Genomic DNA, 17,193 nt, shown 5'->3' on the forward strand with positions numbered 1-17,193 from the left:
GTCAGTCTTCGACGAACAAAACGCGCTTGGTCATACCGCAGGTCAGATCGTAGGCGATCGTGCCGGCGCGTTCGGCGACGTGTTCGACCGGCAGGCCTCTGCCCCAGAGCAGCACGCGGTCGCCGACGCGCGCCGAGGTCGCGCCGCGCAGGTCGATCGTGACGAGGTCCATCGACACGCGACCCACGATGGCAGCGCTTTGGGTCCCGACGAGAACGGGCGTGCCGACCGCGGCGCTGCGCGGATAGCCGTCGCCGTAGCCGATCGCGATGACGCCGACGTCCATGTCCTCCGGGCATTCATACGTGCCGGCGTAGCCGACGCGCTCGCCGCGCTGCAGCCGGTTGATCGCGATCAGCCGCGTCGACAGGCTCATGGCCGGCGCGAAGCCGAAGTCCTCGCCGGACTTTCCGGCGACGACCGAGAGTCCGTAGAGCAGGCCGCCGGCGCGCACCCAGTCGCCGCGCGCCGCAGGCCAGCCGAGCACGCCGGCCGAGTTCGACAGGCAGCGCTCGCCGGGCAGGCCTTCTGTTGCCGACTGGAATTGTGCAATCTGCGAGGCCGTCGTCGTGTTGTCGAATTCGTCGGACGCGGCGAAGTGCGTCATCAGCACGATGTCGCGCTCGATCGACGGCATGACATGCAGGCGTTCGAGCACGCCGCGCGCGCGTTCCGGCGCGAAGCCGAGCCGGTGCATGCCGGTGTCGATCTTCAGCCAGACGCGCAGCGGCCGTGCGTCGCGATCGGCCTCGAGCCAGGCGAGCTGCGATTCATGATGGATCACGGCATCGAGGCGCAGGCGGCGCAGTTCAGCGAGGTCGGCCGCTTCGTCCGGCCCCGACAACACGACGATGCGCTGGCGATGACCCGCGGCACGCAGGCGCTGGCCGTCGGCAATCGCGGCGACGCCGAACGCATCCGCTTCGGCGAACGCCCGCGCGACGCGCTCGAGCCCGTGACCGTAGCCGTCGGCCTTGACCACTGCCATGACCTTTGCGCCCGCGCTCAGGCTGCGGATGCGTGCGAGATTCGCGCGCAGGGCATCGAGGTGGATGGCGGCGACGGCGGTGCGGCTCATGAAAGCAGGGGAGAGTGCAGAAGAGTGGGAAAAGAGAGGGGCAGCCGTGAAGCGACTCCGGAAACCGGTGGAGAAGCAGAACAAGCGAATTCAGCGCATCCTGCTCTCACTCGTTTCTCACTCCTCTCCACTCTTTTCTCGCTTCACTCGTAGGACCCGAGATAGTTGTCCGACGCGTAGTTCTCGAACTTCGTGTACTGCCCGAGGAACGTGAGCTTCACGCTGCCGGTCGGACCCGAACGCTGCTTGCCGATGATGATCTCGGCGAGACCTTTGTCGGGCGAATCCTGGTTGTAGTAATCGTCGCGGTAAATGAACATGATCACGTCGGCGTCCTGCTCGATAGCGCCGGATTCGCGCAGGTCGGCCATGACGGGGCGCTTGTCCTGGCGTTGTTCCAGCGAGCGGTTGAGCTGCGACAGCGCGATCACGGGCACATTCAGTTCCTTCGCGAGCGCCTTGAGGCTGCGCGAGATTTCTGAAATTTCCGTGGCGCGATTCTCCTTGTTCCCGGGCACCTGCATGAGCTGCAGGTAGTCGATCACGATGAGGCCGAGGTCGTGTTCGCGCTTGAGGCGGCGGCAGCGCGCGCGCAGTTCGCCGGGCGACAGCGCCGGCGTGTCGTCGATGAAGATCTTGGCTTCGGACAGCAGCGTGATCGCGCTCGTGACGCGCGGCCATTCCTCTTCCTGGATGTCGCCGTTGCGCAGGTGCTGCTGGTTGATGCGGCCGACCGAGGAGATCAATCGGAACGCGAGCTGCGAGGCCGACATTTCCATCGAGAACACGGCGACCGCGCGCTTGGTCTTCATCGCGGCGTATTCGGCCATGTTCAGCGAGAACGCGGTCTTGCCCATCGCGGGGCGCGCCGCGACGATGATCAGATCCGACGGCTGCAGGCCGGCGGTCATCTCGTCCAGATCGGTGAAGCCGGTCGGCATGCCCGTGACGGTGCCGCGATTCTCGAAGCGGTGATGCAGGATCGCGAACGCGTCCTTGACCGCGGTGCGCATCGGCACGAAACCCTGGCGGCCGCGCGCACCGGCTTCGGCGATGCGGAATACGCGCTGCTCGGCGCCCTCGAGGATTTCCTGCGTGCTGCGGCCTTCCGGCGCGAAACCATCGCTGACGATCTCGGTGCCGGCGTCGATGAGCTGACGCAGCACCGACTTCTCGCGCACGATGTCGCAGTAGGCAATGATGTTCGCCGCGCTCGGCGTGGTGTTCGCGAGCTGCAGGATGTAGGCGGTGCCGCCGACGAGATCGGCGAGACCCTGCGATTCGAACCATTCGCCGAGCGTGACCGCGTCGCAGGGCATGCCCTTGTTCGACAGTTCCGTGATAGCGCGGAAGATGACGCGATGGTCCTTGCGGTAGAAATCGTCCTCGTTCAGACGATCGGCGACCTTGTCCCAGGCCTCCGGCGACAGCATCAGGCCGCCGAGCACGGCCTGTTCGGCGTCGACCGAATGCGGCGGCACGCGCAGGGAGTCGATGCGTTGGACGGTCTTGCGATCGGGAGAGGCGGCCATGGAAGTCTCGGACGAGAACGGCACGGCGCTCGATTATCAAAGCACCGTCTCAAATTGCTAGACAACAAGCTGTTGATAACAGCGGTATAGGCTGTGCGATTGCGCCGCGCATACGGCGGCGCCCGCACAAAAAGAAACGGGCGCCGCGAGGGCGCCCGTCGTGAAACGATGCAGCGGGGCGATCAGCCGGCCGTGACGACGACCTTGACCGTCGTGTGCACGTCGGCGTGCAGGTGCACGTGCACCTCGAATTCGCCGACGTGACGCAGCGGGCCTTCGCCCATGACGACTTCCGACTTTTCCAGCGGCTTGCCGGCGGCGGTGAACGCTTCGGCGATGTCGCGCGGACCGACCGAGCCGAACAGCTTGCCTTCCGGGCTCGCGTTCGCGCTGATCGTGACGCTGGCGCCTTCGAGAGCGGCCTTGCGCGCTTCGGCGCCCGACAGGACCTGGTTGGCCTTGGCTTCGAATTCCGCACGACGCTGTTCGAACTGGGCGAGGTTGTCGGCGGTGGCCGGCACGGCCTTGCCCTGCGGAACGAGGTAGTTGCGGCCGTAACCCGGCTTCACCTTGACCTTGTCGCCGAGCACGCCGAGGTTCTTCACTTTCTGCAGCAGGATGAGATCCATGAATTTCTCCGATTCGTTAGCACCGGCGGAGCCGATGCAGCGGTGGCTGTCCGAATCGCGATGTCGCTAAACGTCGCGGGACTGAAAAACCTCAGCCCCGGACGAGCCGGGGCTGAGAGCAAAGGCTGAGCCTTAGTGGTTGTCGCAATACGGCAGCAGGGCCAGGAAACGGGCGCGCTGGATCGCGTCGCCGAGCTGGCGCTGGTACTTGGCCTTGGTGCCGGTGATGCGGCTCGGGACGATCTTGCCGGTCTCGCCGATGTACTGGCGCAGCGTGTTCAGATCCTTGTAGTCGATCTCGACCGTGCCTTCGGCGGTGAAGCGGCAGAACTTCTTGCGACGGAAAAACTTGGACATGGTGGGCTCCTGGACTTAGGCCGCTTCGGCGTCGTTGGAATCGGCATTGCCGCCGAAACCGCCTTCATCGTCGTCGCGACGACGGCGATCGCCGCTCTTCTCGTCCTTGGTCTTCATGATGAAGGACTGTTCCGTCACGGCGGCGTCGCGCACCAGGATCAGGTGGCGCAGCACGGCATCGTTGAAACGGAAGCCCGACTCGAGTTCGTTCAGCACGTTCTGGCTGCACTCGATGTTCATCAGGACGTAGTGGGCTTTGGCCAGGTTCTGGATCGGGAACGCGAGCTGGCGGCGGCCCCAGTCTTCCAGACGGTGGATGGCGCCCTTGTCGCCTTCGATCAGCGTCTTGTAACGCTCGATCATGGCGGGCACCTGTTCGCTCTGGTCCGGATGGACCAGGAACACGATTTCGTAGTGACGCATGGAAACTCCTTGTGGATGACGCAGGGCGGATGCCGCTGCGCAGCCTCCCGCGGCGCGGTGAGGCAAGGTCCCCACGCCGGATTGGCGCACGGGGTCGCGGATTCTAGCCGCCGCACCGACGCATGGCAAGTCGTTGAAGCGCAAGCATCCCGGTGTCCGGCGGCCGCGCGGGCCGGCTGGCCAGCCGCGGTGATTTTGGGCACAGTGCGGCGACGCTGTTGCGTGTCGCACGACACGCCGGGGACGGCAGCGTTCGTACCGTGTCGTTTCAGCCAAGAGGGTTCGCCACATGACGACGTCGAATCGCCGCGCCCGCCGCGGCCTGCGCCTGGGCGGCCTCGCCGCCGCATTGCTTGCCGCCCTGTCGGGTGCCGCGAACGCGGAGACCGCCGAGCCGCCGAAGGAAAGCCGGGATGCCGACGACGCGCCGGCGCTGGAAACGGTGACCGTGACCGCGCAGCGCCGCGTCGAGAACATCCAGGACGTGCCGATGGCGATCACGGCCGTGGAGGCCGACAAGCTCGAGATTCTCGCTTCGGGCGGTGACGACATCCGCTTCCTTGCCGGCCGTCTGCCGAGCCTCAACATCGAATCCTCGTTCGGCCGCGCGTTCCCGCGCTTCTACATCCGCGGCCTCGGCAACACCGATTTCGACCTCAACGCCTCGCAGCCGGTGTCGCTGGTCTACGACGGCGTCGTGCAGGAAAACCCGATCCTCAAGGGCTTTCCGCTGTTCGACCTCGATCAGGTCGAAATGGCGCGCGGCCCGCAGGGCACGCTGTTCGGACGCAACTCGCCGGCCGGCGTCATCAAGTTCGAGTCGGCCCGGCCCGAGCGCGAGTTCGGCGGCTACGGCAGCCTGAGCTACGGCCGCTTCGGTACCTCGAATCTTTCCGGTGCCGTGACCGGCGGCGTCGGCGAGAGCGGTGCGCTGCGCCTGTCCGTGCTGCATCAGCGCCGCGAGGACTATGTCGACAACACGCGCAACGGCCCCGGCGAGGATCTCGAAGGCTACCGCGAGAGCGCGGCCCGCCTGCAGTACCTGCTCGCGCCCGACGACGGCTTCGAGGCGCTGTTCAACGTGCATGCGCGCAAGCTCGACGGTACCGCGCGGCTGTTCCGCGCGAACATCATCCGCCAGGGCAGCAATGACTTCGTGCCGGGTTTCCGGCGCGAATTCGTCGCCATCGACGGCCGCAACGAGCAGAACCTCGACCAGATCGGCGCGAACATGCGCCTGCGCTGGGATCTCGGCAGCACGACGCTGCATTCGATCACGGGCTACGAAAGTGTCGACGCATTCAGCCGCGGCGACATCGACGGCGGCTTCGGCGCGGTGTTTCTCGGCGAGGGCAACTACGGTCCGGGGCTGATTCCGTTTCCGGCCGAATCCGCCGACGGCCTGCCGCATCATCGCCAGCTGTCGCAGGAATTCCGCATCGAATCCAACGAATGGGGCCGCTTCGACTGGCAGGCCGGCGTGTTCGGCTTCGACGAGTCGATTTCGGTCGACACCTTCAGCTACGACACTTTCGCGCCGGGCCAGCCGCAGAACGGCTATGCGACGCAGGAGCAGGACAACGAGGCCTGGGCCGTGTTCGCCTCGGGCGACCTCGACGTGACCGAGCGCCTGAAGCTCCGCGGCGGCCTGCGCTACAGCGACGACCGCAAGGAGTTCGTCGCCGAGCGCGTCACCGGCCCATTCGGCCCGCCGATCGCGCCGATCCGCGTCGATCCGAGCGATTCGGACGTGAGCTGGGACCTGAGCGCGGTGTATCAGGCCAACGATCAGGTCAATCTCTATGCGCGCGTCGCCAAGGGCTTCCGCGCGCCGAGCGTGCAGGGCCGCCTGATGTTCGCCGACGCGACCCTGCCGAGCGACGAACTCGTGACCATCGCGAATTCGGAAACCGTGCTGTCGTGGGAAGCCGGGCTCAAGACGCAGCTCTGGGACAACCGCCTGCGCCTGGGCTTCGCGCTGTACCGCTACACGATCGACGATCCGCAGCTGACCGCGGTCGGCGGCAACGCGAACATCGCGCGCCTGGTCAACGCCGACAAGGCCGAAGGCCACGGTGCCGAACTCGATCTCGAAGCGCTGCTCGCCGAGAACTTCCTCGTGACCTTCGGCGCAAGCTGGAACCCGACCAAGATCCGTGATCCGAACCTGACGGTGTTCAAGTGCGGCGCGCCATGCACCGTGCTCGATCCAGCCGGCAGCGTCGCCGGCACCGTGCGCATCGACGGCAACCCGCTGCCGCAGGCGCCGAAACACGTCTACAACCTGACCGCGCGCTACGGCATTCCGATGGGCAACGGTGAATTCTTCGTCTACACCGACTGGGCCTATCGCAGCAAAGTGAACTTTTTCCTCTATGAGTCGGTCGAGTTCACCGGCAAGCCGCTGTTCGAAGGCGGCCTGCGCGCCGGCTACGACTGGAACTATGGCGACTACGAAGTCGCGCTGTTCGGCCGCAACATCACCGACCGCAAGGTCATCGTCGGCGGACTGGACTTCAACAACCTGACCGGCTTCCTCAACGAGCCGCGCACCTGGGGCGTGGAGTTCAAGGCGCGATTCTGAAGGCAGGGACGAGTACAGAGGCGTGAGAAACGGGTCGAACCGGCTCGCTTCTCACGCCGCCGCGCATACGCGTCGGTGGTTGCGGGCAGCCGGAAGAGAAAAAAGAGTGGGGAGGCGCGAGAAGCGAGGAGGCAGTGCGCCGCACCCGTTTCTCACTCCTCCCCACGCTTTCCTGCTGTTACGCCATGAACCCCAGATTCGACGTCGGGAAGTTGATCAGGTTCGGGAAGATCGTGGCGAGGTCGTTCGTGCCAGTCACGCCCATCCAGCGCGCGAGCGTCGCGGCCATCTGATCGACGCTGGTCGACGGAATCGTCTGGCCGCGCGAGAAACTGATCGCGTTGTTGAGCGCCTGGTCGGGGAAGGTGCCGTAGAGGCGGCCGCCGTTGACCATGCCGCCCATGACGAACTGCACGCCGCCCCAGGCGTGGTCCGAACCGTTGCCGTTGGAACTCAGCGTGCGCGCGAATTCGCTCATCGAGAACGTCGTCACTTCGTTCTGCGCGCCGATCTCGCCGAGCGCAGTCCAGAACGCACCGAGTGCCTGCGACATCCGGTTGAGCAGTGCGCCGTGGCCGCTGTTGTTCGTCGACATGAGCCCGTCGTGCAGATCGAAGCCGCCCGTGCGTACGAAGAAGACCTGGCGCTTGTGCTGGATCTGGCCGCTCGACTCGCGCGAGATCTTGATCATGCGCGCGACCATCTTGAGCTGGTCGGCGAGCGAGTTGCCGCTCGGAAATACCGTCGTCACGTTGCCCGAGCCGTCGGTCGCGGTCAGCGAGGAATTGACGAGATCGTAGAGATCGCGGCCGCGTTTGAACGTGCGGGCGTAGTCCTTCGCGAACGGCGAGGGGTTGGCCGTGTCGGCGAGCAGCAGGTCGAGCGCGCCGGCGCGCTGGGAACCGTAGGTGCCGCCGGTGCTGTTGGCCGAGTTGTAGATGTTCGAGAGCCCGGTGAGGCCGCTCGAGGACATCTGGTACGGGAACGTGTCGTTGCCGACTTCGAAGCGGTTCGCGCCGGCCAGCGAGATGCACGGCGACAGCGACTGGTTGAGATTGTCCGCGCGCACGCGATCGGCGACGAGGCCGCCCCAGCCCGTGTTCGTCGCGGTCGTGCGCGCGAGATGCCACAGGTTTTCCTGGTCGTTGTGCGAGTACAGCTGCGGCGGACGCAGCGACGGCGAGCTGTTGTACTCGGTCTTCGTGATCGGACGCACCAGCGTGCCGACGTTGGCGATGAAGGCGAGCTTGTTCGCGCGATAGATCGTCGCGAGATCGGCCATGCCGGTCGGATAGTTGCCGTTGCCCGGATTGACCGCGTAGAGCCCGCCGGTCGCGCTGTCGGTGATCTGGAACTGGCTGGTCAGCGCGGCGCGGTCGATCGCGAGGCCGCCGGCATTCGTGTTCGCGTTGTAGACGCCGCCGCGGGCGGTCGCATAGACGCCGTGACGCGCCGTGTCGTACGGCAGCAGCATGTTCCAGGAATCGTTGCCGCCCGAGAGATAGACGCAGACCAGCGCGCGGTAGCCCGCGACGCTGCCTTTCTGCGCGGCGAGCGCGGAGCCGACGAGACCGAGCTGCGGTACCAGTGCCGAGGCGCCGCCGGCGCAGAGTGTCGTGCCGAGATTGCGCAGGAAGCGGCGACGGGCTTGTTCTTTGGAGTTCATCGCGGCAGTCCTCAGCGTTGCGTGGCGAATTCGGGGGACATCGCGGCGATCTGCAGCAGCGAGCGCGCCTTTTCGCTCGCCGACGCGCCGTTCATGAAGCTCAGCATGTTGATCAGCGTCGTACGCGTGTTGCTCGACATCTGGCCGTAGAACATGCGCCGGTTCACTTCGTCGACCATCAGCGTCGGCGTCGCCAGGTTGGCCAGCGCGCTGACGTTGATCAGCGGCCGGTCGGTCGGCGGATTCGTCATGCCGACGTAGTAGCGGAAGGTGTAGTCGGCGAGGCTGTTGGAGATCGTGTAGGTCGAGCCTTCGTTGATGATCTGCATTTCCGGCGACACCAGGTTCGCGTCGTCGAGCGGACCGCCGGGATGCTCGTAGTCGGGCTCGTAAAAATTGAACACGGTCGGCGCGCCGAGCGGCCGCTGCGCGTAGCTGCCGGTCGGATTGGTCATGCCCATGCGGATTTCGCCATACTGCGTCGCGGCCGGCAGCTGGAAATCCCAGGCGCGCATGACGGCGGTCAGGCGCAGCAGCGGTTCGCGGACCTTGCCGAAGTTGGCCGGCGGATTGGCCGCGCGGGCTTCCGGATCGAGCAGGATCTGCTTGATGACCGCGGCGAGATCGCCGCGCTCGTTGTCGCCGTTGTTGTTGAATTTCTGCGCGACGCGCGTGATGTAGGCCGTCGACGGATTGCTGGTCGTGAAGCGCTGGATCAGCTGGCGCGCCATGAACGGTGCGACATTGGGATGCGAGGCGAGCAGGTTGAGTCCGTCGCGCACGTCGACCGCGCAGCTCTGGCCGGCCGGCAGCGTCGTGCCGCCGACGAGCACTTTCGACGTGGTGTCGTGCTCGGTCGCGACGCAGGACATCGGCAGATAGTTATTGGTGCCGCCGAAAAGGTTCGTGCCGGCGTTGTTGTAGGCGAAGCCCGTGAACACCTTCGCGTACTGGCTGATGACGTTCTGGTCGTAGGTCGGAATCGGTTGGCCGTTCTGCAGCAGCGGCGAGTAGTCGATGTTGCGTTCGACGACGCCGATCGAGAACAGCTGCATGACTTCGCGCGCGTAGTTCTCGTCGGGCTCGCGGCCGGTCGCCGCCTTGCGGTTGCGGAAGTGACTCAGGAACTTGCCCATCGACGGGTTGTAGGTCACCTCGTCGAGCAGCGTGCGGTAGTAGCCGAACGCGTTGCGCGCGAGCAGATCCCAGTACTCGCTCATCTGCACGGGTTCGCCGCTGATGCTGCCGTTGGTGTCGGAGATCACGAAGATCTGCGACAGCGCCCAGGCGGTGCGCTGGCGCAATTGATCCTGGCCGGTCATCGCGGTGTGGAACCAGCGGCTCAGACGCTGGTTCTGCCCGATCGACTCGGTGCCACCGGCGGTCATCGCGGCGGCGACCGCTTCCATGTGCGGCCGCGCCGCGGTCATCGCGACGGAATTCATCTGCTGGTCGATCCAGGCCGAATAGCCGATCTGGCGGACCTTGGCGATGTCCGCGGTCGTCGGACCGAATGTGGCCTGGGTCAGGAAGCGGGCGGCTTCGCCGTCGGTGGCCGGAATGTCGGTCGCCGGTTCGAAGCCCGATTTGAAGAAGGTGCGCGCCTGTGCGGCAGGTGCGACGAGGGCGGCGCACAGGAGCAGTGCGCCGCAGCGGCTGGTCAGAGGCATGGTGGTTTTCCCCGATACTGGCGAGCGGAAATTACGCACACGCATACGGGTGCGTCGTGATGGCCTGCACAGGAAATGTGAAACGCCGCTGAACGGTAGCGGTTGACCCGCTCTGCGGTATGGGCGCCCATTTGCGCTTTCGCCCGACGTCCCATGGCGGTCACAAAGTGACGTTTTTGTCGTGCCGGCAGTGGGTTAGCGGTAGTGGACGAATGGCGCCATGCGCAGGATCCGCTACGCTGCGGTCCGGTTCAAACGCAGCGCCGCACGCGGATTTCACGCACTGTCCGTTCCCGCGGGCTTCCGATGCGTCCGTCGGAAGCCCGGTGCGGACTACATGCGGAACACGCCGTAGCGCTGCGGCTCGATCGGCGCGTTGAGGCTGGCCGAGATCGCGAGACCGAGGACGCGCCGCGTATCGGCCGGGTCGATGACGCCGTCGTCCCAGAGCCGGGCGCTCGCGTAGTAGGGATGGCCCTGGCGTTCGTACTGCGAGCGGATCGGTGCCTTGAACGCGTCTTCCTCTTCGGTGCTCCAGCTCTGGCCGCCGGCTTCGAGGCCGTCGCGGCGCACCGTAGCGAGCACCGACGCGGCCTGCTCGCCGCCCATGACGCTGATGCGCGCATTCGGCCACATCCAGAGAAAGCGCGGCTGGTAGCCGCGGCCGCACATCGCGTAGTTGCCGGCGCCGAAACTGCCGCCGATGATCACGGTGAATTTCGGTACGTGCGAACAGGCCACCGCGGTGACCATCTTCGCGCCGTCCTTCGCGATGCCGGCGTTTTCGTATTTGCGGCCGACCATGAAGCCCGTGATGTTCTGCAGGAACACCAGCGGAACGTTGCGCTGGTTGCACAGCTCGATGAAGTGCGCGCCCTTCAGCGCCGACTCGGCGAACAGGATGCCGTTGTTCGCGACGATGCCGACCGGATAGCCGTGGATGTGCGCGAAGCCGCAGACCAGCGTCTTGCCGTAGCGCGCCTTGAACTCCTGGAATTCCGATCCGTCGACGATGCGCGCGATGATCTCGCGGATGTCGAACGGCCGGCGCGTGTCGGCCGGCACGACGCCGTAGATTTCCTCGGCCGCGTAGGCGGGCTCGCTCGGCGTCGCGACGGCGACCGGCAGCTGCTTGCGCCGGTTCAGGTGCCTGACGACATCGCGCGCGATCGCGAGCGCGTGGGCGTCGTTCTCGGCGAAGTGGTCGGCGACGCCGGAGATCGACGTGTGCACGTCGGCGCCGCCCAGCGATTCGGCATCGACGACTTCGCCGGTCGCCGCTTTGACGAGCGGCGGGCCGCCGAGAAAGATCGTGCCCTGTTCCTTGACGATGATGGTCTCGTCGCACATCGCCGGCACGTAGGCGCCGCCGGCCGTGCACGAACCCATGACGACGGCGATCTGCGCGAGGCCCAGTCCGCTCAGGCGTGCCTGATTGTAGAAAATGCGGCCGAAGTGCTCTTTGTCCGGAAACACCTCGTCCTGCAGCGGCAGGAACGCGCCGCCGGAATCCACGAGATAGATGCACGGCAGGCGATTCTCGAGCGCGACTTCCTGCGCACGCAGATGTTTCTTGACCGTCATCGGGAAATACGTGCCGCCCTTGACGGTCGCGTCGTTCGCGACGACGACGACTTCCTGCCCGTGCACGCGGCCGATGCCGGTGATCACGCCGGCGCAGGGTGCGGCGTCGTCGTACATGCCGTGCGCGGCCAGCGGCGAGAGTTCGAGGAACGGCGAGCCCGGATCGAGCAGCGCGCGGATGCGCTCGCGCGGCAGCAGTTTGCCGCGCTCGGTGTGCTTCGTGCGTGCCTTGTCGCCGCCGCCGAGCGCGACCTTCGCCATCTGCGCCTGAAGATCGTCGACCGCGGCGCGGAGCTGCGCGGCGTTGGCCTGGAATTCGGGGCTGCGGGGGTCGATCTTCGATTCGATCTGGGTCATGAGCACACCGGGCTGAGGCAAGGGCGGAATGAAAGCACAGGGTGTCGGCGCTTGGGAAATTCCTCGCCGCATTTCCGTCGGGCTATCGAAGCGCGTCGTCGAGAATCGCCGCGCCGACAACGCTGAACACGATCGCCAGCAGGCCGTAGACGAACGAATAGCCGACGATGCGACGCCAGCGCAGGCTCGCGCGCTCGTGCGGCAGACGGCGGCGTGCGAGCCAGTCGGCGAACCAGAGCGCAGGCACGGGCAGTGCCGCGGCGATCAGCCACGGCATCTCCGTCGGCGAGGCGCCGGTGAAAGCCAGTCCCATGACCCAGCCGACCGCGGCGTACATTGCGGCAGGCGCGAGGCTGCGCCAGCCGAACGCGGCGGCGCTGACGAGTCCGAGACCGGCAGGCGCGGCCGCTCCGCCGACGCGATCGGCGACGATCGCGAGCAGCATGCCTGCCGCGATACCGATCGGCAGCGCGCGGGCCGGTGCGAACCAGACGGTGACGCGCTCGCGCCAGCGCTCGTGCGCAGCATCCGTGATCGCGATCAGTCGCGCGAGTCCGTGCAGCGCGAGGCGCCAGCCGTTGATCACGACGATGACCGGCACGGCGATCACGAGCAGCGTGAGCATCAGGCCGGCGAAACCCGACGAATCGCCGTTGGGCGATTGCCACAGGGCCAGCGCGCCGAACAGCGCGACGCCGAGCCACACGACACCTCCAAGGATCGCCGCCCGCAGCGCGCCGGCGAACGACTGTCGCAGATTCGGCGGCGCGCCGGGATGCGCACTGCGCCAGTACGCGACATTCGCCGCGCCGAACAGGTGCTGCGTCGCGGCGTCGCCATAGTGTTGCGACCAGCCGTTGAGCAGGCGATTGACGCGCACGAGGCGCTGTCCCGACAGCAGCGCGCGGAAGCGCGGCAACCGATCGCGCTGTTCGCGCAACTGGCACAGCAGCCGGATCTCCTGCTCGACACCGATCGTGTCATCGCCCTTGGGAATCAACTGCTGCTTCGTCGCGAGATGCCAGTCGAACTGCGCTTCGGCGCCGGCATGGAACAGTGCCGTATCCACGGCGCGCAGGTGTTCGCGCGGAACGCCGATCTGCAGCAGATGCCGTTCAGAGCCGAGCTGACGCCAGCCGAACGCGCCGCCGAGCACCTGCAGCGCGCGCAGCGTCGGGCGCGCGCCCGTCGTGATCCGATGCAGCAGCGCCAGCTCGACCACGTTGCGGCTGATGAAGCTCGCGAACTCCGGGCACTGTGCGAACCATCGTGCAAACGCATCGCTGTCGTGCGGCGTGTCCGCATCGACCGCGAGCAGTTCGTCGACGACGACCTCGGGCGGACGCAGCGCCGGCAGTGCGAAGTCGACCGGCGTCGCATCGTGTCCGGCGGGCGTCTGCGCAGGGACGCGCACCGGTGGAGCCGTCGCGGTACCCGATTCTGTTGCCTCGGACACCGCAGGCGCGACATCCGGCGCTGCCGCCGTTTCCGGGCACTGCGCCGCCGCGACGACTTCGTTGTCGGCGCGCGCGTCGGTCTGCGCTTCGCGCTCGCGCGCGAACGCCAGACAGATCTCGTACGCGCGGCGCAGCTGCTGAAAGCCGTCGGGATTGTCCTCGGGGCGATTGAGCTTGAGCAGTTCCGCATAGCGGCGGCGCACCGCCGTCGGTGTCGCCGTCTGATCGAGCTGCAGGCATTGCCACGGCCACGGCAGGTTCATGGCGGCAAAGGCGTCGCCTCGCCGTCGAGGTAGTCGAGCAGTTCGCCGAGATGACGTCGTGCCGGCTCGATCTGCCGCGGTTCCTGCGTTTCGAGCGCGGCCTTGAACGCGAGCAGCCGCGCGCCGATTTCGCGGCGCGCATCGCCGGTGTGTTCCTCGTACAGACGTGCCGCGCGCGCGAGCAGCGCGAGATTGGCCTGCTGGTCGCGCGGATGCACCTTGAGCGTCGCGAGCGCGGCGAGGCGTTCGCGGATCTGCTGCGGCGTGAGCAGGCCCGGATTCTGCTCGATGACGAGCTGCTTCTCGGTACCGGTCGCGACCACGTGAGCCTGGACTTCGAGCAGACCGTTCACGTCATACGTGAAACGCACCTGGATCGGATTGTCCTCGCGACGCTTGTGCGGCAGCGGCAGTTCGAGCTTGCCGAGGAATACGTTGTGCGCGACTTCGGGCGACTCGCCCTGGAACACGCGCAGCTCCAGCACTTCCTGGAAGTCGCGCACCGGCGAATACGTTGCGACGCGACTGGCCGGAATCACGGTGTTGCGCTCGATCAGCGGCGAGAACATGCCCTGGTGGACGCGCTGGTGCTCGTCGGTGTGCTGCACTTCGACGCCGAGCGTGTACGGGCAGACGTCGGTCATCACGATTTCGCGGAACGCGACATCGCGGGCCTTCATGCCGGCCAGCGCACAGGCGCCGAGCGCGACGGTCTGGTCGGGATGGATGTGCCGCAGCGGCAGGCGGCCGAACAGGCGCGCGACGAGGCGGCTGACCATCGGCATGCGCGACGCGCCGCCGACGAGCACGATCTGGTCGAGATCGTGCGGACGCGTGCCCGAATCGCGCATCGCCCGCTCGATCGGTGCGCGGAGCCGGCCGAGCAGCGTCGCGCAGGCGGTCTCGAAGCGGCTTTCGCTGACGGTCCACTCGCGCGGCGCCTCGTCGAACGGCAGGCTTGCGCGCACCTCGGCGTTCTGGCTGAGCTGACATTTGACGCGTTCGAGCCGCGCACGCAGCGCGGCGCGTGCGCGTGGGCTCAGCGCGGTCGGCGCGATCTGCAGATCGCGCAGCGCGGTCTCGACGAGCACGTCGACGAAATCCTCGCCGCCGAGGAAGTTGTCGCCGGCGCTCGCATGGACTTCCATCACGCCGTCGAACGATTCGAGGATCGATACATCGAACGTGCCGCCGCCGAGGTCGAGCACGAGAAACTTCGATTCGCCCTGCTGCTCCTGCAGGCCGTAGGCCAGCGCCGCGGCGGTCGGTTCGTTGACGAGCCGCTCGACGCGCAGGCCGGCGATTTCGGCGGCGTTGCGCGTGGCCTTGCGCTGCGCGTCGCTGAAATAGGCCGGCACGCTGACGATCGCCTCGGTCGCGTCGATGCCGGTGTGCACCTTGACGTCGGCGAGCAGCGACTGCAGCACGAGCGCGGACAGTTCTTCGGGACGCAGGCGCCGGTCGCCGAGCCGCGTTTCGCGCGCGCTGCCCATGTAGCGCTTGAACGCGGCGACCGTGCGGTCGGGCGCGAGCGGCAGCTGTTCGAGCGCGGCGCGACCCACGAGCACGCGGCCGCCATCGTCGACACCGACCACGGATGGCGTCAGCACCTCGCCGAGCGCATTGGGCACGAGCTGTGCGCCGTCGGCGGTCCACAGGCCGATCAGCGAATGCGTGGTGCCGAGATCGATGCCGACAATCATGACTGCTCCGAATACGTCAATGTCCGGTCGCGGTGCCCGAACGCAAAACCGGCCGCATCTGCGGCCGGTTTCTGCGATCGGGCGCGGCGCGATCAGTCCTTCTTCGTGGCGTCCTTCGCCGCTTCCTTGGTCTCGATCGCGGCTTCCTTGATTTCGCGGCCGACGGCGACGGCGCCGTCCTTGACCTCGTGACCGACTTCCTTGGCGCCTTCGACAAGTTCGCGGCCGACGGCCTTGCCGGTTTCGGCCGCCTTCTCGGTGCCTTCGATCACGGCCTGGCCGGTTTCGTTGCTGAGCGTGCTGATGCGATCGCCGACCTTGTCGGCGGCCTGCTTCGCGTCGCCGGCGGCATCCTTGAGCGCTTCCTTCGTCGACGCAGTCGCGTCGGCGGCGGTCTTCTTGGCTTCTTCGATCTTCTGCGCGGCGGCCTTCGCGGCCGCGTCCGCGCGCTGCTGCGCGGTCTGCGAATCCTGCGGGCTGCAGGCGGCGAGGCCGGCGAACAGGGCGGCACTCCAAAGCATGCGATGGACGGTCATACGAAGCTCTTCCTTGTCTCGGTGTCGCGGCAGTATTGAGCCGCTGCCGGACCCAGGCAAGCGGCGTTCTTCGGCGTCGGTGCAAAAAGCGATGCGCGCCGGCCGGCGCGCATCGCGGTGCCGGATCAGATCCGGGATCAGACCAGTTCGATCGCGATCGCGGTCGCTTCGCCGCCGCCGATGCACAGCGAGGCGACGCCGCGCTTGAGGCCGCGGTTCTTCAGCGCGTGGATCAGCGTGACGACGAGGCGCGCGCCGCTGGCGCCGATCGGATGGCCGAGCGCGCAGGCACCGCCGTTGACGTTGAGCCTCGCGTGCTCGATGCCGAGTTCGCGCATCGGCGCCATCGCGACGACGGCGAAGGCTTCGTTGACTTCGAACAGATCGACGTCCGCGACGCTCCAGCCGGCCTTCTTCAGCACTTTCTCGATCGCACCGACCGGCGCGGTCGTGAACCACTGCGGTTCCTGCGAATGCGTCGCATGGGCCGCGATGCGGGCCAGCGGCTTCACGCCGCGGCGCGCGGCTTCGTCGGCGCTCATCAGCACCGTCGCGGCGGCGCCGTCGGAGATGCTCGAGGAACTCGCCGCGGTGATCGTGCCGTTTTCCTTGCGGAACGCCGGCTTCAGCGACGCGATCTTGCTGGTGTCGCATTTTGCCGGTTGTTCATCCGTGGAATATTCCACGTCGCCCTTGCGGGTCGAGACCTTGACCGGAACGATCTCGTTCGCGAACGCGCCGCCGCTCTGTGCGGCCAGCGCGCGCTTCACGGTTTCGGCCGCGTAGGCGTCCTGTTCCTCGCGCGTGAAGTTGTACTTGTCGGCGCACTGTTCGCCGAACACGCCCATGGCCTTGCCGTCGTAGGGGTTGGTCAGGCCGTCCCAGGCCATGTGGTCGACGGCTTCGAAGTTGCCGTAGCGGTTGCCGCTGCGGGAGTTCGGAATCATGTGCGGCGCGTTGGTCATCGATTCCATGCCGCCGGCGACGACGACCGCGGAGGATCCGGCCTTGATCGCGTCGTGCGCCTGCATGATCGCCTTCATGCCCGAGCCGCAGACCTTGTTGATCGTCGTGCAGCCGGTCGATGCGGGCAGGCCGGCGCCGAGCGCGGCCTGGCGCGCGGGCGCCTGACCGAGGTTGGCGGGCAGCACGCAGCCCATGATGACTTCGTCCACGTCGCCGGCGGCGACGCCGCCGTGTTCCAGCGCGGCCTTGATCGCCGTCGCGCCGAGGGTCGGCGTCGGAACGCCGCTGAATTGACCGAGGAAGGAACCGATGGCCGTGCGCTTGGCGCCGACGATGACGATATCGGACATACAACTCTCCGCGTAGCGTGGATAGAGGCGGGCTGGGT

General features: G+C 66.9%; 13 protein-coding genes. 1 reads left to right on the forward strand and 12 read right to left on the reverse strand.

What is annotated here, in order from left to right; all coding sequences use genetic code 11:
* Nucleotide 1: 1 nt before the first annotated feature.
* The 5 genes from alr to rpsF form a co-directional block, all read right to left on the reverse strand.
* Nucleotides 2-1,078 carry an alanine racemase gene (alr, locus tag VLF18_RS04115; protein ID WP_325278350.1) on the reverse strand — a complete coding sequence of 359 codons (1,077 nt, stop codon included), beginning with the start codon at nucleotides 1,076-1,078 and terminating at the stop codon, nucleotides 2-4.
* Nucleotides 1,079-1,221: 143 nt separating this feature from the next.
* Entirely contained in the window at nucleotides 1,222-2,610 is a 1,389-nt protein-coding gene (locus tag VLF18_RS04120; RefSeq protein WP_325278351.1) for a replicative DNA helicase, read from the reverse strand.
* A 182-nt stretch (nucleotides 2,611-2,792) separates the two neighbouring features.
* Nucleotides 2,793-3,239, reverse strand: coding sequence for a 50S ribosomal protein L9 (gene rplI / locus VLF18_RS04125; RefSeq protein ID WP_325278352.1), 447 nt, complete (start codon nucleotides 3,237-3,239; stop codon nucleotides 2,793-2,795).
* Between the two features lie 132 nt (nucleotides 3,240-3,371).
* Complete coding sequence (gene rpsR, locus VLF18_RS04130) at nucleotides 3,372-3,596, reverse strand: 30S ribosomal protein S18 (protein WP_325278353.1); 225 nt, start codon at nucleotides 3,594-3,596, stop codon at nucleotides 3,372-3,374.
* A 15-nt stretch (nucleotides 3,597-3,611) separates the two neighbouring features.
* Nucleotides 3,612-4,019: a 30S ribosomal protein S6 gene (gene rpsF, locus VLF18_RS04135; protein WP_325278354.1), complete on the reverse strand. Its 408-nt coding sequence runs from the start codon at nucleotides 4,017-4,019 to the stop codon at nucleotides 3,612-3,614.
* Between the two features lie 289 nt (nucleotides 4,020-4,308).
* Between rpsF and VLF18_RS04140 the strand changes: the two genes are divergently transcribed.
* On the forward strand, nucleotides 4,309-6,603 hold the full coding sequence (locus VLF18_RS04140) for a TonB-dependent receptor (protein WP_325278355.1): 2,295 nt from the start codon (nucleotides 4,309-4,311) through the stop codon (nucleotides 6,601-6,603).
* A 178-nt stretch (nucleotides 6,604-6,781) separates the two neighbouring features.
* Here the strand turns inward: VLF18_RS04140 and VLF18_RS04145 are convergent, their stop codons facing one another.
* The 7 genes from VLF18_RS04145 to VLF18_RS04175 all read right to left on the reverse strand — a co-directional run bounded on the left by VLF18_RS04145 (nucleotide 6,782) and on the right by VLF18_RS04175 (nucleotide 17,155).
* Complete coding sequence (locus VLF18_RS04145; protein ID WP_325278356.1) at nucleotides 6,782-8,269, reverse strand: DUF1501 domain-containing protein; 1,488 nt, start codon at nucleotides 8,267-8,269, stop codon at nucleotides 6,782-6,784.
* An 11-nt stretch (nucleotides 8,270-8,280) separates the two neighbouring features.
* Nucleotides 8,281-9,939 (reverse strand): DUF1800 domain-containing protein, encoded by a 1,659-nt coding sequence (locus tag VLF18_RS04150; RefSeq protein WP_325278357.1) that lies wholly within the window; start codon nucleotides 9,937-9,939, stop codon nucleotides 8,281-8,283.
* Between the two features lie 333 nt (nucleotides 9,940-10,272).
* A complete protein-coding gene (locus VLF18_RS04155; RefSeq protein WP_325278358.1) occupies nucleotides 10,273-11,880 on the reverse strand; it encodes a carboxyl transferase domain-containing protein in 1,608 nt (535 codons plus the stop codon).
* A gap of 82 nt (nucleotides 11,881-11,962) precedes the next feature.
* A complete protein-coding gene (locus VLF18_RS04160; protein WP_325278359.1) occupies nucleotides 11,963-13,600 on the reverse strand; it encodes a hypothetical protein in 1,638 nt (545 codons plus the stop codon).
* Nucleotides 13,597-15,303, reverse strand: a complete 1,707-nt coding sequence (locus tag VLF18_RS04165; protein ID WP_325278360.1) for a molecular chaperone HscC — start codon at nucleotides 15,301-15,303, stop codon at nucleotides 13,597-13,599. The genes VLF18_RS04160 and VLF18_RS04165 overlap by 4 nt, the downstream gene beginning before the upstream one ends.
* A gap of 92 nt (nucleotides 15,304-15,395) precedes the next feature.
* A complete protein-coding gene (locus tag VLF18_RS04170) occupies nucleotides 15,396-15,839 on the reverse strand; it encodes a hypothetical protein (RefSeq protein ID WP_325278361.1) in 444 nt (147 codons plus the stop codon).
* Between the two features lie 137 nt (nucleotides 15,840-15,976).
* Nucleotides 15,977-17,155, reverse strand: a complete 1,179-nt coding sequence (locus tag VLF18_RS04175; protein WP_325278362.1) for an acetyl-CoA C-acyltransferase — start codon at nucleotides 17,153-17,155, stop codon at nucleotides 15,977-15,979.
* Nucleotides 17,156-17,193 lie beyond the last annotated feature (38 nt).

This window comes from Tahibacter sp. (genome assembly GCF_035481375.1).
GTDB lineage: Bacteria > Pseudomonadota > Gammaproteobacteria > Xanthomonadales > Rhodanobacteraceae > Tahibacter.

What these genes read in the sequence shown, in the direction of transcription:
- VLF18_RS04145 (WP_325278356.1), bottom strand. Translation starts at nt 8,269, where the DNA reads ATGAACTCCAAAGAACAAGCCCGTCGCCGCTTCCTGCGCAATCTCGGC.
- VLF18_RS04120 (WP_325278351.1), bottom strand. Translation starts at nt 2,610, where the DNA reads ATGGCCGCCTCTCCCGATCGCAAGACCGTCCAACGCATCGACTCCCTG.
- VLF18_RS04150 (WP_325278357.1), bottom strand. Translation starts at nt 9,939, where the DNA reads ATGCCTCTGACCAGCCGCTGCGGCGCACTGCTCCTGTGCGCCGCCCTC.
- rpsR (WP_325278353.1), bottom strand. Translation starts at nt 3,596, where the DNA reads ATGTCCAAGTTTTTCCGTCGCAAGAAGTTCTGCCGCTTCACCGCCGAA.
- VLF18_RS04155 (WP_325278358.1), bottom strand. Translation starts at nt 11,880, where the DNA reads ATGACCCAGATCGAATCGAAGATCGACCCCCGCAGCCCCGAATTCCAG.
- VLF18_RS04160 (WP_325278359.1), bottom strand. Translation starts at nt 13,600, where the DNA reads ATGAACCTGCCGTGGCCGTGGCAATGCCTGCAGCTCGATCAGACGGCG.
- rplI (WP_325278352.1), bottom strand. Translation starts at nt 3,239, where the DNA reads ATGGATCTCATCCTGCTGCAGAAAGTGAAGAACCTCGGCGTGCTCGGC.
- VLF18_RS04165 (WP_325278360.1), bottom strand. Translation starts at nt 15,303, where the DNA reads ATGATTGTCGGCATCGATCTCGGCACCACGCATTCGCTGATCGGCCTG.
- alr (WP_325278350.1), bottom strand. Translation starts at nt 1,078, where the DNA reads ATGAGCCGCACCGCCGTCGCCGCCATCCACCTCGATGCCCTGCGCGCG.
- VLF18_RS04175 (WP_325278362.1), bottom strand. Translation starts at nt 17,155, where the DNA reads ATGTCCGATATCGTCATCGTCGGCGCCAAGCGCACGGCCATCGGTTCC.
- VLF18_RS04170 (WP_325278361.1), bottom strand. Translation starts at nt 15,839, where the DNA reads ATGACCGTCCATCGCATGCTTTGGAGTGCCGCCCTGTTCGCCGGCCTC.
- VLF18_RS04140 (WP_325278355.1), top strand. Translation starts at nt 4,309, where the DNA reads ATGACGACGTCGAATCGCCGCGCCCGCCGCGGCCTGCGCCTGGGCGGC.
- rpsF (WP_325278354.1), bottom strand. Translation starts at nt 4,019, where the DNA reads ATGCGTCACTACGAAATCGTGTTCCTGGTCCATCCGGACCAGAGCGAA.